Source organism: Geodermatophilus sp. SYSU D00705, assembly GCF_054050135.1.
In genome coordinates, this window is sequence record NZ_JBJGYT010000025.1 from 13649 (window position 1) to 29052 (window position 15404).

Below are 15404 nucleotides of genomic sequence, written 5' to 3' on the forward strand. Positions count from 1 at the left end.
CTCATCACATCACGCCGCGCGCAGGAAGCGGTCCAGCACGCGGATGCCGAACCGCAGCGACTCGACCGGCACCCGTTCGTCGATGCCGTGGAACAGCGAGGCGAAGTCGAGGTCCGGCGGGAGCCGCAGCGGGGAGAACCCGAAGCAGCGCATCCCGAGGCGCTCGAAGCTCTTGGCGTCGGTGCCGCCGCTCATCGTGAACGGCACCGGCCGCGCACCGTCGTCCTCGGCCTGGAGGGCGGCGACCATCTGCTCGACCAGCGGGCCGTCGAACGTCGTCTCCACGGCCTGGTCGTGGACGATCCACTCGCGCTGCACGCCCTCGCCGAGCAGGCTCGCCAGCTGCCGCTCGAACTCCTCCTCCTGCCCGTAGAGGAAGCGGCCGTCGACCGTGGCACTGGCCGTGCCCGGGATGACGTTGGCCTTGTAGCCGGCCTGCACCATCGTCGGGTTGACCGTGTTGCGCAGCGCCGCGCCGATCATGCGACTGATGCTGCCGAGGCGGGCGAGGGCCTCCTCCGGCTGGTCGGGGTCGATCTCGATGCCGTAGGCGTCCTCGACGGCGGCCAGGAACTGGCGCATCGGCGGCGTCAGCACGGTGGGCAGGCGGTGCGAGCCGAGCCGCGCCACGGCCTGGCACAGCCGGGTGACGGCGTTGTCGTCGTGCACGAAGGAGCCGTGACCGGGCTTGCCGCCGGCGGTCAGCCGCATCCAGGCCAGGCCCTTCTCGGCGGTCTGCACGAGGTAGAGGCGCAGGTCGTCGCGGACGGTGATGGAGAAGCCGCCGACCTCGCTGATCGCCTCGGTGCAGCCCTCGAACAGGTCGGGGTGCTCGTCGACGAGGAAGCGGGCGCCCAGCCGGCCGCCGGCCTCCTCGTCGGCGACGTAGGCCAGCACGACGTCGCGCGGCGGCTGCACCCCGGTGCGGGCCCAGTCGCGGACCAGCGCGAGCACCATCGCGTCCATGTCCTTCATGTCGACCGCGCCCCGGCCCCAGACGTAGCCGTCGCGCTCCTCCCCGGAGAAGGGGTGCACGCTCCACTCGGCCGGGTCGGCGGGGACGACGTCGAGGTGGCCGTGCACCAGCAGGGCGGGGCGGCTGCGGTCGGCGCCCGGGATGCGGGCGACCAGGCTGGCCCGGCCCCGCTCCGACTCGTGGATCACGCTGCCGATGCCGACCTCGTCGAGCTTGCCGGCGACCCACTCGGCCGCGGCGCGCTCGCCCTTGCCGGTGGCGGTGTCGCCGGTGTTGGTCGTGTCGATGCGGATGAGGTCACTGAGCAGTTCCGCGACCTCGGCCTGGGCGGAGGCGAGCGGGGCGGGCGAGGTCTCGGACATGCGCCGATCGTGCCACCGGTCCGGCGGGTCCCCCGGAGGGGCGGGGCGGCCCGACACCCGCGGACGGCGGGAGGGGGTGCGTGATCGTCGTCCGGACGTCCGGTAGTCTCTGTCTCGCACTCGTCCGGGTGGCGGAATGGCAGACGCGCTAGCTTGAGGTGCTAGTGCCCTTTATCGGGCGTGGGGGTTCAAGTCCCCCCTCGGACACAGCCTCACCCCGGCGTTGCGTTCCTGCAGGTCAGGAGCCCGGGGTGTTCTGTTGTCGGGGCCTGTGAGGCCCTCGTGACACCCCCGTGACACTCCGCGGCTGGGGTCAGCCCTCGAGCAGCGCCGCGAAGCGGTCCGCGGCCTCGCGCCCCATGCCGGGGTGCACTTGGTCGGGCCCTCGACGATCTGCTCGCCGGCGCCCTTGTCCTTCACCACGCCGACGCTGCGGCGGACCGCCAGCCGGCGGGCGTCCAGGTCGACGTCCCGCCACCGGAGGGCGAGGGCCTCGCCGCGGCGCATGCCGGTGGCCGCCAGCAGGCCGCCAGCCCATGGCGAGGTCGGGATCCTGCTGGTCTGCCCAGCGGAGGAACCGGGCCAGCTCCGGCGCGGTCCACGCCTGCATCTCCGGCGGGCGGGCTTCCGACGGGCTCGGCGGTGTCGACCGGCCGGTCGGGTCCACCGACAGCCGCCCGTGCTTGACGGCGTCGCCGAGCGCGGACCGCAGGATCGTGAAGACGTAGCGCACGGTGCGCGCGGACAGGCCTCCCCGCCCATTGGCACGGCCCGACGTCTCCAGCGTGCGCATCCAGGCATCCATGGCCGCACCTCGTCAGAACCACGGGTGGAGGATGCGGGGCCCCTGGCGACGAGGCGCCCCGCGCGGACAGCGCCGGTCGGCGGGTTCACCCTCGGGGTGAACAGCTGCATCCGCACGGCGTGGCACCACCGAAGAACCAGATGCAGCGGCGGACACCCCCGGCAACCCCCGCCTTCCGGGTCCCGCCGGAGAGGAGCGTTGTCGGTGACCACATCTGGCTGGCCCACGGAGACGGGCGCGGGTGGGGCCTTGGACGAGATGCGCTGTCCCTCGACATCCGGACTCGCCCCGACGGTGCGGTGACCGTGTCCGCTGCCGGGGAGGTGGACACGTTCACCGCCCCGCTGTTGCGGGCGGCCCTGGAGATCCAGCTGGAGCGGCAACCGCCGGAGCTGGTACTCGATCTGCGCGGTGTGCAGTTCCTGGGCTCGGCCGGACTGGCCTTGCTCGTGGAGACGCAGAAGGCAGCCGCCGCGCGCGACATACGCCTCCTGCTGATAGCCACCACGCGTCCGGTGACCCGGCCACTGCAGGTCACCGGGCTGCTCGACCTCTTCACCGTCGTCAGCGCATGAGCCGCCCTCGGGATCGATCGAGCAGGGGTCACCGATGGCAGGAAGGCAGCGTGCGCGGCAAAGACGCCGGCGACGGCGGGAACGCCCCCGGATCCGGTCGCGGCCGCCCGCATGTGACCAGCGCCCGGCATCGGACAGGACGTCGTCCGCCAGTGGTGATGTGCTGCCCGCACCAGCGTCTGCCGGTCAGGCTCGACTGACCACCGTGGTGACCGGCAGACCGAAGCGGCGCTCGACCTGGTGCGGGACGTCCGAACCGAGCCAGCGCGAGACCCGCTTGGGCAGGGTCGCCACGATGACCTCGTCGAACTCGTGGTCGCTGAGCGCCTCCCCGATGGCCGCCAGCGGCTGAGGGCTGCCCAGATGCCCCTCGGCCTCGACTCCTGACTCGGCGAGGTCGGCCAGCATCTGAGACAGTCGCTCCCGGGCCTCCTCGGTCGCCTCCTCGTCGGTCTCGGGCCCGCCGTAGCTCGTGGCCATGCTCGGCATGGGGACGACGCCGCCGGCCGCAGGCACCACGTGGTAGTGGGCGGCGCGGGTGTTGGGCACGAGCACGTAGAACGAGGACTCACCCGCCACCGCCCGCCTGCGGATCTCCTCCCGGAGCTCCCGCCCACCGAGCGTCTGGTTCGCGACGACGAGATACCTGCGCATGTGATCGACCTCCGCCTGTCGACCTCCGGGAGGAGTCTAGGAACCGGCCCGCCGCCGGGCCAGGGACCTGCCCGCCGTGCGGGGACGAGCGTGAGAACCGTCGTCAGCCGGAGTGACCAGCACCGCCACGGACCGCCCCGGCGTCGTCGCGCATCTCCTCCAGCTCGACGCCCTTGGTCTCCCGAACCCAGCGCAGCACGAAGAAGAAGGACAGCACCGCGCACACGGTGTAGAAGCCGTAGGCCAGGCCGAGGGACGCGTCGCTCAGCACCGGGAAGCTGACCGTGATCAGCCAGTTGGCCACCCACTGACCGCCGGCGGCGAAGGCCAGCGCCGCGGCGCGGATCCGGTTGGGGAACTTCTCGCCGAGCAGGACCCACACCACCGGCCCCCAGGACATGCCGAACGCAACGACGAACAGGTTCGCCGCGATCAGCGCGATCGGGCCGGTCGCACCCGAGAGCACCGGGTTGCCCTCGGCGTTCAGCGGTGCGGTCCCGAAGATGAACGTCAGGGTGCCGAGCGTGACGGCCATGCCGACCGAGCCGATGAGCAGCAGGGGCTTGCGGCCGAAGCGGTCGACCGTGGCGATCGCGATCAGGGTGGTCGCGATGTTCACCACGGAGGTGATCACGGTGATGACGAAGGCGTCGGCCTCGCTGAAGCCGACGGCCTCCCACAGGACGTTCGAGTAGTAGAAGATCACGTTGATCCCGACGAACTGCTGGAAGACCGACAGGCCCAGGCCCACCCACACGATCGGCAGCAGCCCGCTCCGTGGCGCGCGCAGGTCGGCCCAGGAGGGCGGCTTCTCGCGCTCCATCGTCTGCCGGATCCGATTGATCTTGATGTCGAGACCGCGCTCGCCCAGCAGGGCGCTGAGGATCCGCCGCGCCTCGGGGATCCGGTGCGTGGCGATGAGGTAGCGCGGCGACTCGGGGATGGTCAGGGTGAGCAGACCGTAGGCCACAGCCGGGACGGCCATGGCGAGGAACATCCACCGCCACGCCTCGAGACCGAACCAGAACGGCTCCCGCGAGCCCCCGGCCGCGGCCGCGAAGGCGAAATCGACCAGCAGGGAGAGGAAGATGCCGCTGACGATGGCCAGCTGCTGCAGCGAGCCGAGTCGGCCCCGGATCCGCGCCGGCGCGACCTCCGCGATGTAGGCCGGGGCGATGACCGAGGCCACGCCGACGCCGACGCCGCCGACGATGCGACCGATGATCAGGACGATCAGGTTGGGCGCGAACCCGGTGACCAGCGCGCTGACGAAGAACAGCACCGCGGCCACCTTCATGGTGAACAGCCGGCCGAAGCGGTCGGCGAACCTCCCGGCGGTCAGGGCGCCGGCCGCGGCGCCGAGCAGGGCCGAGGCCACGGCGAAGCCGAGGGGGCCGGGGGCCGCGTTGAACCGGTCCTCGACGGCGGCGACGGCACCGTTGATGACCGCGCTGTCGTAGCCGAAGAGGAATCCGCCGAGCGCGGCCACGGAGGCGATCCGCACCGCGCTGCGACCGCTGCCGGTGTCCGTCTCGTCGTAGATGGACGCGTGCTGATCAAACGAACCGTGCTCGCTCACCGGATCCCCCTCCGCTGTCCCGCGCGCCACACCCCTGTGCCGCCTGGCCGTGCCGTCTCACACCCCCGCGAGTCCCCTCCCTCCGTCCTGCCTCACCGGAGTCGTGCCAGGTCGGCCGCGCCGACGATCCCGGCCTCGGGGCCGAACTCGGCGAGCCGTACGTCCGGTACCTGCCGGTACGCGCGCACCGTGATCCGCTCGTGCAGCGACCGCTCTGCGGGCTCGCGCAGCAGCTCCCCGGCAGCGGAGACCCCACCGCCGAGGACGAACACCTCCGGGTCCAGGACCGCGGTGAGGGCGGCCATGCCCTGACCGAGCCAGGTGCCGATCACCCGGAACGCGTCGAGCGCGGCCTCGTCCCCATCCTGGGCGGCGCGCGTGACGTGCAGCCCGGTGATCGCCTCCGGCCGGCCACCGGCCAGCTCCAGCAATCGACCGGCGATGGCCGGCGAGACCGTGGCGAGCTCCTGAGCTTCGAGGATGAGCGCCCGGCCGCTGGCGTAGCGCTCCCAGCAACCACGGCCACCGCAGCCGCACCGCCGTCCGCCGGGTTCCACCGTCACGTGCCCGAACTCCGCGGCGATCCCCTGCCGCCCCCGGTACAGCTCCCCGCCGATGACCAGCCCGCCGCCGAGGCCGGTCCCGACGGTGAGGACGACGAGGTACTGCTGCCCCCGCCCTGCACCGAAGCGGGCCTCGGCCCAGGCCGCCGCGTTGGCGTCGTTCTCGACGACGACCGGCAGCCCGCACCGCTTCTCGACGTTCAGGCGAAGCGGCTCGTCGCGCCAGGCCAGGTTGGGCGCGAAGACCACCGTGGACCGGGCGGCGTCGACGAACCCGGCCGCCCCGATGCCGACGGCCTCGACCTCGTGGGATGCCTGCAGCTCCCCGACGACGCCGGCGATGATCTCCTCGATCATGGCCGGGTCGTGCGACGGTGTGTCACGCCGGGCGCTGGCGACGATGCCGCCCTGCTCGTCGACCAGGCCGGCGGCGACCTTGGTGCCGCCGATGTCCACGCCGATCGCGAGTGCCATGGTCGCCCCCCGGTCCGTGGGTGCGGTGTGATCCAGAGCACTGTGGACTCTGCCCCCTCCCCGCACCCGGTGCCACCGGAAGCCGGTCGGGGAGACCGGCGGCGCAGCGTGTCCCTCCGGCTGCCGGTCGCCGTCCGGTGGTCCAACCGGAGCCCTGGAACGGCGGCCTCGTCACCCCGACCGGTGTCCCCGGCTCCGGTTTCGATCGCGGGCCCCTACGAGCATGATGTGACCCGGCTCACCAGGAGGCCACGCTCGAGGCCCGGGGGTCACACGGTCATCCACCACGGGACGACAGGTCGTCGAGGCCCCTCGCGGGCGGCTCAGGAGGTGTGGGATGGCGCAGCCGAGGATCCTCGGGATCGTGCTGGCCGGTGGTGCGGGCACACGGCTCGCGCCGTTGACCGAGGACCGGGCAAAGCCCGCCGTACCGTTCGGCGGCCTCTACCGGCTGATCGACTTCGCCCTGTCCAACCTCGTCAACGCCGGCATCCTCAAGATCGCTGTGCTCACGCAGTACAAGAGCCACAGCCTCGACCGGCACATCACGACGACGTGGCGACTGTCGAACCTGCTCGGCAACTACGTCACCACGGTGCCGGCGCAACAGCGCCTCGGCCCGCGCTGGTACACCGGCTCGGCCGACGCGATCCTCCAGTCGCTGAACCTCATCAACGACGAGCGCCCCGACCTCGTCGTCGTCTTCGGTGCCGACCACGTGTACCGCATGGACCCGGGGCAGATGTGGCGCCAGCACCTCGACGGGGGCGCCGGCGTGACGGTTGCCGGCATCCCCGTGCCCCGCCAGGAGGCCACTGCCTTCGGCGTCATCCAGACCGCGGACGACGGGCAGCGGATCGAGGCGTTCCTGGAGAAGCCCGCCGATCCGCCCGCGCTGCCCGGCCGCCCCGAGGAGACCTTCGCGTCCATGGGCAACTACGTCTTCAGCACCGAGGCGCTGCTCGACGTCCTGCGTACGGACGCCGGCGACGAGGACAGCAAGCACGACATGGGCGGCAACATCGTCCCGCTGCTGGTCGGGCAGGGTGCGGCGCAGGTGTACGACTTCAACACCAACGACGTCCCCGGGGAGAAGGCCGGCACCGAGCGCTACTGGCGGGACGTCGGCACGCTGGACTCCTACTTCGACGCCCACATGGACCTCTGCGCGACGATGCCGGCGTTCGACCTCTACAACGAGCGCTGGCCCATCCTGACCCACATCCCGTCCCGGCCGCCGGCGAAGTTCGTGCACGACGACGGCGACCGGGTCGGCCGGGCGATCAGCAGCATCGTGTCCAACGGCGTCATCGTCTCCGGCGGCTGTGTCCATGAGTCGGTGCTCTCCCCCGGCGTGGTCGTGCACAGCTGGGCGTCCGTCGAGCGGTCCGTGATCCTGGACGGCACGCACGTCGGCCGCCGGGCCGTGGTGCGCGACGCGATCGTCGACAAGAACGTCCGCATCGGCGAGGGCGTCGAGATCGGCGTCGACAAGGACGACGACCGCGCCCGTGGTCTCGTCGTCTCCGAGGCGGGCATCACCGTGGTCGGCAAGGGACGGGAGATCATGAAGTGACCGCGGACGCCGGTGACCGGCCGGGACAGCGCCCATGCGATCGTTGCCAAGGAGTAGGACCGTCGCTGAGCGTCACCGCTCTCGGAGGGTCGAGCCACACTTCTCACGGTCCCGCCGCGCAAGCCGCACGTGAGCTCCGAGCTCGAGATGCCTGTCGCAGCGGGCAGATGTCCCACCGCGCCGCACGCCTGCTCCAGCCTCTACGGGATCTCGCGTTCGACGTCGGGCCTCGATCCGCGCCGGGTCGCGGCCCGGCCGACGGTGCGGGGTGGACCGGCAGCCGTCTGCGTGGCGGGTCGTCGCGCAGCCGGCACCGGCGGTCGACGCACACCCTCACGTGCGCGGTTCCCGCCCGACCGGCTGCCTCGGCTCGTCGAGCAACGGGGAGGGCGCACGCAGCGGCACGCAGACGGGTGCGGCCGCCGTCACCGACAGCCGGACGCCGTCCACGACGACGGTCACCGGCTCCTCGCCGCGGACCAGCGTGACCGTGGTGCCCTCCTGGGTCGTCTCGACGCGCAGCAGCCGCCCGCGCCAGGTGACGCGGTAGGCGGTGCGCGAGAGCGAGGCCGGCAGCAGCGGCGCCAGCTCGAGGTCCTCGTGGTCCTCGCGCAGTCCGCCCAGGCCGGCGACGAACGCCAGCCAGCTGCCGGCCACGGAGGCCATGTGGAGCCCGTCGGCGGTCCCGCCGGTGATGTTGCGCAGGTCCACGAGGGCGGCCTCGCGCAGGTAGCGCAGGGCGAGGTCGGGGTGCTGCGCCTGGGCGCACACGACCGCCTGGACCGCGGCCGAGAGCGAGGAGTCCCGGACGGTGCGGGCCTCGTAGTAGTCGAGGTCGCGCGCCACCTCCTCGGCGGTGAACTCGTCCCGGCACCACCACAGCGCCTGCACGAGGTCGGCCTGCTTGAGCACCTGCCGCCGGTAGAACGTGGCGTAGTGCTGGTGCTCCTGGACCGGGTAGGCGTCGCGCTGGTCCTCGAACGGCCACTCCCGGTAGGTGGTGAAGTTCGCGTTCGACGGGTGCACTCGCAGGCCCTCGTCCCACGGGACGTGCACGGCGTCCGCCGCGGCCCGCCAGGCGGAGGTCTCGGTGGAGTCCACCCCGAGCTCCGCGGCGCGCTCCTGGTGTCGCCGGCACGCGTCGGCGGCGCGCCGGAGGTTGGCCCGGGCCATGAGGTTGGTGAAGACGTTGTCGTCGACCACCCCGGTGTACTCGTCCGGCCCCGTCATGCCGAACAGGTGCCAGCCGCCGGCCGCGTCCTCGTGGCCGATCGACATCCACAACCGGGCCGTCTCGACGAGCACCGCCAGCCCTCCCACGGAGGCGAGGTCCCGGCCCGTGACGTTCTGGTAGAGCCAGAAGGCGCGGGAGATGTCGGCGTTGACGTGCATCGCCGCCGTGCTCGCGGGCCAGTACGCGGAGACCTCGGGGCCGCTGATGGTGCGCCACGCGAAGGCAGCCCCCGTCAGTCCCAGCGTCGCGGCGCGCTCCCGGGCGGAGTCGAGCGTGCCGGAGCGCCACCGCAGGAGGCGGGCCGCCGCGTCCGGGCGGAGCAGCGTCAGAGCGGGCAGGACGAACCCCTCGACGTCCCAGAAGGTGTGGCCGCTGTAGCCCATACCGGTCAGGCCCTTGGCGCCGATGGGGGCCTGCGAGATGCAGGCGGCGGAGCAGAACAGCTGGAAGACGGCGTAGCGCAGCGCCTGCTGGAGCTCGGGATCGCCGTCGACCTCCACGTCCGCCGTCGTCCACAGCTCGTCGAGCGCGGCGCGCTGGGCGGCGAGCAGGCCGTCCCACCCCAGGTCGAGGGCGGAGCTCACGGCTGCCGAGGCCTCCGCGAGGACGGAGTCGGACCCGGCGTCGTAGGACCAGCTGTACCCGAGGGCCTTGACGATCGTGAGGCTCTGCCCGGGGAGCAGGTCGGCCGCGGCCGTGACGACGACGTGCTGTTCGTCGACGGAGGAGGTGACCCGCCCGCCGTCGACCTCGTGGCCGACCGCGGTGGCGATCGTGATGCCCGATCGACGCGTCCGCTCCACCAGGGCGCCACCGTGCTCGGAGCGGATCAGGGCGCGCGGCTCGAAGGCCTCGTCCAGGCACTCCGCGACGCGCGGGTCGTCGTTCTCCACGCCCGTGGGGGTCACCTCCCCCGCGGCGAGCTCGGACCGCACGACGACGTGCGCGGGCCCGTCCACCGCGCGGACCTCGTACCGCACCGCGCACACCGACCGCTCGACGAGGGAGACGAGCCGCTGCGAGGACACCTCCATCGTCGTGCCCGACAGCGCGGTCCAGCGCACGCGGCGGTCGAGCGTGCCGGCGCGCAGGTCGAGGGTGCGCTGGTGGACCTGCGGCCGGACCTCGCGCACGTCGAGCGGGAGACCGTCGACCAGCAGGCGCAGCGGCGTGCCGTCGGCGACGGTCAGCAGCGCCTGCCCCTCCTGGGGGTGCCCGTAGCCGCCCTCTGGATAGGACAGCGGATGGGTCTCGTGGACCCCGGACAGGTAGGTGCCGCGCATGCCGCTGGGCTCGACCTCGTCGAGCGTTCCCCGGATCCCGACGTAGCCGTTGCAGAGGCTGAAGAGGGACTCGGTGACGGCGAGCGTCCCGGGATCCACGTGCGGCTCGCGGATCAGCCACGGAGCGGTGTCCAGTCTCGGGGCGGTCACGTGGGCCCTCGCTTCGTCGGAGATGGGTCAGGCCGCCCGCGGCGTCCCGCTCCCCGTCCTACCGGTCCGGACGCCGCGGCGCGATCCGTGAGGGTGCCCCCAGCCGTGTGCGCACGTGTCGTGTGCCAGTGGTGGGACGTGAGCTCCGTTCACACGGCGCCCGGGGAGAGGCAGCGGTAGCTTCGACCGCCGAGTCGACGGTCTCGTGGCGAGAAAGGCGCTCAGACATGCCCAGCGCCCCCCGGTCCCTCAGTTCGCCTCCTCTGCCGCGTCACCTGCAGTTGGAGGTGACCTCGGCGTGCAACCTGTCGTGCGCCATGTGCCTGGTCAGCTACCGACCGGCGGTCAACCGGGCCGACGGCGCGATGCCCATCGAACTGTTCCGGCGACTGGTGGACGGCACCCCCGGGCTGGCGCGACTGACCCTGCAGGGGCTCGGTGAGCCGCTGCTGCAGCCCCACCTGCTGGCGATGGTCGCCCATGCCAAGGAGCGGGGCATCGAGGTCGGGTTCAACAGCAACGCGATGCTGCTGACGCGCGATCGAGCGGAACGCCTCGTCGCGCTCGGGCTGGACTGGCTGCACGTGTCCCTCGACGGCGCCACCGCCGAGACCCACGAGGACATCCGGGCCGGGGCGGAGTTCGACAGGGTCGCCCGGAACCTGCGCGGTCTGCAGGCGGCGAAGCGGGCGGCTGGGTCGGACGAGCCGTGGGTGCGGGTGGTGTTCGTGGCCATGCGACGCAACCTGCACGAACTGCCCGACCTCGTGCGGCTGCTCGCCGAGTGGGAGATCGACGAACTGCACGTGCAAGGTCTGTCGCACGACTTCGGGGACACCGATCCGGCAGGCGGCTACGCCGAGATCCGGGCGTTCGCCCGCGCCGAGTCCCTGGAGCACGTCGCTCCGGCCGACGTCGCAACCGTCTTCGCGGCGGCCCGGGAGCAGGCCGACCGCTGCGGTGTGCGCCTGCGGCTACCCGCTCCGGACGGGCAGTCGCCGGTCCGGCGACCCGGCGAGCCCGGCTGCACCTGGCCGTGGGACGCGGCCTACATCACGAGCTCCGGCACGGTCCAGCCGTGCTGCATGGTCATGGGTGATGACCGGATCTCGATGGGGAGCCTGGCCGATGCCGACCTCGCCGAGATCTGGACCGGCGAAGCGTATGCGGAGTTCCGCACTGCTCTGCTCACCGACGACCCACCCCCGGTGTGCGCCGGCTGCTCGTTGTACCGCGGCCGTTTCTGACCTCTGATCGGCACGAGCGGGCGGCGCGGCTGCACCTCCAGCTGCGGCTGCCGTGGAGGCAGTCGTCATCTGGTGTCTGCGCTGTCGCTCCACCGCCCGTCCAGGCCGGCCGCGGGACCGGTCACGCGACCTGGCGAGGCTCCCGCCGGGTCACGCCCTCAGGGCAGCTCCGCCCCGCCCAGCCCCGCGTCGCGCGCCATCGCGATCGCCTGCGGGCGGGACTCCGCGGGCAACTTGGTGAGCACCGTCGACACGACGTTGCGAACGGTCTTCTCCGACAGGTACAGGCGGCGGGCGATCTCTCCGTTGCTCAGGCCGCGGGCGACCAGGTCGAGCACCTCGTTCTCGCGCTCGGTCAGCTGCGGGAACGGCGTCAACCGCGCGGTGCGGGTCATGAGCCGGGTGAGCACGGCCGGACCGACCGCCGCGCCGAGGATGACCTCGCCGTGCCCGACGGCCTCGAGGGCGCGCGTGATCTCCTGCCGGCTCGCCCCCTTGAGCAGGTATCCGCGCGCGCCCGCGCGGAGCGCCGCCGCGACCGTGTCGTGGTTCTCCACCATCGTGAGCACCAGGCAGGCCGCCGAGGGGAGCTCGGCTGCCAGGGTCCGGATCGCGTCGAGCCCGTTGGTGCCCGGCATGTGCAGATCCATGAGGACGACGTCGGGCCGCTCGGCGACGGCCAGCGCGACCGCCTCGTCACCGTCCGCCGCCTGGGCGACGACGCGTGCCCACGGCAGCGCGTCGACGAGCGCGGCGATGCCTTCCCGGAACATCGGATGGTCGTCCGCGACGAGGACCGACAGTTGCCTCGTCACGTCGCCACGTCCGCGAGCCGCTCCGGGGACGGCTGCGCCGGCAGGTCCGCCGGCAGGGTCGCCACGACCGTCGTCCCGTCGCTGCTGCCGGTGACCGTGCACGTCCCGCCCAGCTCGGTGGCGCGTTGGTGCATCGAGGTGAGACCCACCCCCGCCGTCGCCTGCACGGGCAGCCCGACGCCGTCGTCGGCCACCCGCACGGTGACCGTGCCATCGTCGGAACCGACTCGGACGTCGACGCGCCGCGCCCCGGAGTGCTTCGCCACGTTGGCCAGCGCCTCCGCGGTGATCCGGTAAGCCGCCACCTCGGCCGCCGCCGACAACCCGGTCAGCCGGCCTTGTTCGGTGACGGTCACGGCGATGCCGCCGGTGCGCAGCCGCTCCGCCAGCTCCTCCACCGCCGAGAGCAGGCCGAGGTCGTCGAGGGCCGCCGGCCGCAGGTCGTCCACGATGCGCCGGACGTCGGCGACGCTGTCCCGCAGGTACTCCGCAGCGGCCTCCAGGACCGCCGCGGCTCGATCGGGATCGGTGTGCACGAGGTCGGCGGCCACGTCCAGCTGCATCGCCGTGGCGGCCAGGCCGGGCCCCAGGTCGTCGTGCAGGTCGTGCCGTAGCCGCCGGCGTTCCTCCTCCCGCGACGTCACGATGTGCTCCCGGGAGCGGTGCAGCTCCGCCTGCAGCCGTGTGGCGTGCGCCGCCACCGCGGTGTGGCGGGCCAGCTCCTCCAGCAGCCGGAGCCCGCGCTCGCCGAGCCCGCCCGCCGGCACGGCGACGACGAGCTCGCCGACCGAACGCCCCGAGTAGACGAGCGGCACGGTCAGGGTCTCCGCCTGCGGGTCGCGCCGTCCGTGCACCACCGCACCGTGCTGGGCGACGCGCAGCTCGGCATACGGGAGGAGCAGCGTGCGCGCGACCACCTCCACGACGGTCGGCAGGACCGTGCTGGGCGAGGTCGCCGTCGCCAGTCGCTCGCCCAGCCGCGTCAGCCCCGCGTACGGCTCGTCGGCCTGGCCGTACAGCAGCCGGTTCACCGCCCGCTGCACGCGGTCCTTCAGCGGCTGCACCGCCATCGCCGCGAGGACGAACAGCAGCAGGTCCCAGTCATCGGTCACCCGCTGCGCCGCTCCGGTCAGCACCGCCAGCAGCCCGCCGTACGCCGCCAGGGTCAGCACGGTCAACGCCCCGTACACGAGCGCACGGTTCACCACGACGTCGACGTCCCACAGCCGGCGGCGCACCATCGCGTAGGTGACGGCGGCGGGCAGCGGCACCATCGCCGCGGCGACGAACGCAGCCGACGCGACCGGCAGGACCCACCCCGCGACGAGCAGCGCCAGGGTCGCGAGCGCGCCGGCGGCCACGAGGAGGACGTGGTCCCGCTCCCGCTCCGAGCTGCGCCGCAGGCGGACCGCGAGCGACGCGACGCCGAGCAGCGCACCGAGCACCACGACCGGCAGGGTCGCGCTCACCACGGTCCACGCGCCGTCGACGCCCACCGGGTTCTCGATCGGCCCGTAGGACGCCGGCGGCGCGATGTCCCGCTGCCCGTACGGCGTCACGGCCCAGGCCGTCGTGGCCGTCACCGTGGCCACCACGGCGACCCGGGCCACCCAGCGCCATCGCGGGGACGGCAGGAACAGCAGGAGCACCGAAGGGACGAGCGTGTACCCGGGCACCCACGTGAACGTGGCGATCCAGTACAGCGCCGCCCCCACCTCGTGACCGGGAGCCCCGGTGAGCAGCAGGTGCGCCAGCGACCCGCTGAACGACGAGACCGCGTTGCTCAGACCGACGCCGATCATCAGCCAGCCGACGGGCGTGCGCGGCACCCGCGCCGCGACCACAGCACCGAGCGTGCCGTACGCGATGCCGGCGATCACGCCGCGCAACGCGCCACCCGCGGAGTACTCCGGCCCGTCCGACGGAACCACCTGGAGCAGCAGGGTGGCGAGGGCCAGCCCGACGCACGCTGCGCCACCGGCCGTCGCCGGCCAGCGCGACCGACGTCCACGGTGACCGCCGTTCGGGGAGCCCGGGTGCATGACCGGATGTTCTCAGCAGACGGCGTCCCGGGCGGCAGGGACGACGGTCCTGCCACCCGATCGGGACCGGCGTCCGATGACGGCAGGACGTCGCCGCCGTGAGTCTTCGGTCGGCTCCCGCGGCACCCCCGCCGCCGAGACGACGCGGAGGACTCCCATGACGCAGCACACCAGCACGCCTGCCCCCACGACCGAGATCCGGATGAGCTCCGACTTCACCGCACCCGACCACGCGGTCCTCACCGGTGACGGGGCGGCCGCCGACGCCACGACCGCCGGACGCGCACACCGGGCCCCGAGGTGGCGGCGAGGCGCCCTCGCCGGCGCCGCTCTCGTGTCCCCCGTCGCGCTGGCCCTGCAGTACGCGCTCAACAGCGCCGGCCTGCCGCGCCAGGACGCCGCGGTGTACCTGACGGCCGTCGCATCCGACAGCGGCGCGATGATGGCGTCGACGGTGTCCTACAGCGTCGCGATGACGTCGATGGTGGCGATCGGGGCGCTCGCTGCGGTCACGCTCCGGCGGACCGCGCCGATCGTCTCGGCGGTGTCCGCGGCACTGCTCACGCTGGGTGCGATCGGCGGAGGCGTGTTCGTGGGCCTGCGGCTGGCCGCGCTCGCTCTGGTCGAGGACGGCACGGTCCTGCCCGGCGGTGTCGCCGCCTTCATCCGCCTGCAGGAGGCGATCATCAACCCGGTCGGGCTGCTGCTCGTGTGCGCCATCCTCGGCACCGTCGCGCTCGCCGTGGCCATGCACCGCTCGCGCCGAGAGATCGGCTGGTGGCCTCCGGTCGTGACCGTCGTCGGCTTCGTGCTCGCCAGCGGCGAGTTCCCGAACGCCGTGAGCGTCGTCGGGGCGCTCGTGCAGGGTGTGGCCCTGATCCCGCTCGCCCGGCTGGCGCTGACCGCCCGCAGCTGACCTGGACCGCAGATACGAGGGACGGGACCCGCGGCGCTCGCCGCGGGTCCCACCTCGTCGGTCCCCCATCGGCTGCCGGTCAGCTGGGGGCATGTGGGCAGCACCGTCGCCGTTGCCTCGAGCGCGGGCATCCTGGCTCCGGGACCGGGTGCG

Annotated in this window: 11 protein-coding genes and 1 tRNA gene; 5 read left to right on the plus strand and 7 right to left on the minus strand. The window is 73.1% G+C overall.

Annotated features, from left to right (window positions below):
* Window positions 1-9: 9 nt before the first annotated feature.
* Window positions 10-1338 (minus strand): M20/M25/M40 family metallo-hydrolase, encoded by a 1329-nt coding sequence (locus ACI78Q_RS17500; protein ID WP_456924688.1) that lies wholly within the window; start codon window positions 1336-1338, stop codon window positions 10-12.
* Window positions 1339-1460: 122 nt separating this feature from the next.
* Between ACI78Q_RS17500 and ACI78Q_RS17505 the strand changes: the two genes are divergently transcribed.
* Together ACI78Q_RS17505 and ACI78Q_RS17510 are read left to right on the plus strand one after the other, a co-directional pair.
* Window positions 1461-1545: transfer RNA gene (locus ACI78Q_RS17505), tRNA-Leu, on the plus strand.
* Window positions 1546-2283: 738 nt separating this feature from the next.
* On the plus strand, window positions 2284-2718 hold the full coding sequence (locus ACI78Q_RS17510) for an STAS domain-containing protein (protein ID WP_456924754.1): 435 nt from the start codon (window positions 2284-2286) through the stop codon (window positions 2716-2718).
* Between the two features lie 186 nt (window positions 2719-2904).
* Here the strand turns inward: ACI78Q_RS17510 and ACI78Q_RS17515 are convergent, their stop codons facing one another.
* The 3 genes from ACI78Q_RS17515 to ACI78Q_RS17525 all read right to left on the minus strand — a co-directional run bounded on the left by ACI78Q_RS17515 (window position 2905) and on the right by ACI78Q_RS17525 (window position 5988).
* Window positions 2905-3372, minus strand: a complete 468-nt coding sequence (locus ACI78Q_RS17515) for a hypothetical protein (protein WP_456924689.1) — start codon at window positions 3370-3372, stop codon at window positions 2905-2907.
* Between the two features lie 103 nt (window positions 3373-3475).
* The gene (locus tag ACI78Q_RS17520; protein WP_456924690.1) at window positions 3476-4951 is read right to left on the minus strand and encodes a sugar porter family MFS transporter; all 1476 of its coding nucleotides are present in this window, start codon (window positions 4949-4951) and stop codon (window positions 3476-3478) included.
* Window positions 4952-5043: 92 nt separating this feature from the next.
* A complete protein-coding gene (locus ACI78Q_RS17525; protein WP_456924691.1) occupies window positions 5044-5988 on the minus strand; it encodes an ROK family glucokinase in 945 nt (314 codons plus the stop codon).
* A 337-nt stretch (window positions 5989-6325) separates the two neighbouring features.
* Here ACI78Q_RS17525 and glgC point away from each other — a divergent pair, with 337 nt between their 5' ends.
* Window positions 6326-7564, plus strand: coding sequence for a glucose-1-phosphate adenylyltransferase (glgC, locus tag ACI78Q_RS17530; RefSeq protein ID WP_456924692.1), 1239 nt, complete (start codon window positions 6326-6328; stop codon window positions 7562-7564).
* 333 nt (window positions 7565-7897) lie between these two features.
* Here glgC and ACI78Q_RS17535 read toward each other — a convergent pair whose 3' ends face one another.
* Window positions 7898-10231 (minus strand): glycoside hydrolase family 65 protein, encoded by a 2334-nt coding sequence (locus ACI78Q_RS17535; protein WP_456924693.1) that lies wholly within the window; start codon window positions 10229-10231, stop codon window positions 7898-7900.
* Between the two features lie 287 nt (window positions 10232-10518).
* Between ACI78Q_RS17535 and ACI78Q_RS17540 the strand changes: the two genes are divergently transcribed.
* Window positions 10519-11478 (plus strand): radical SAM protein, encoded by a 960-nt coding sequence (locus tag ACI78Q_RS17540; protein ID WP_456924694.1) that lies wholly within the window; start codon window positions 10519-10521, stop codon window positions 11476-11478.
* 158 nt (window positions 11479-11636) lie between these two features.
* Here the strand turns inward: ACI78Q_RS17540 and ACI78Q_RS17545 are convergent, their stop codons facing one another.
* On the minus strand, window positions 11637-12293 hold the full coding sequence (locus ACI78Q_RS17545; protein ID WP_456924695.1) for a response regulator: 657 nt from the start codon (window positions 12291-12293) through the stop codon (window positions 11637-11639).
* Window positions 12290-14224: a sensor histidine kinase gene (locus ACI78Q_RS17550; RefSeq protein WP_456924696.1), complete on the minus strand. Its 1935-nt coding sequence runs from the start codon at window positions 14222-14224 to the stop codon at window positions 12290-12292. Before ACI78Q_RS17550 ends, ACI78Q_RS17545 begins: the two co-directional genes overlap by 4 nt.
* A 268-nt stretch (window positions 14225-14492) precedes the next feature.
* Between ACI78Q_RS17550 and ACI78Q_RS17555 the strand changes: the two genes are divergently transcribed.
* On the plus strand, window positions 14493-15251 hold the full coding sequence (locus tag ACI78Q_RS17555) for a hypothetical protein (protein WP_456924698.1): 759 nt from the start codon (window positions 14493-14495) through the stop codon (window positions 15249-15251).
* Window positions 15252-15404: the final 153 nt, after the last annotated feature.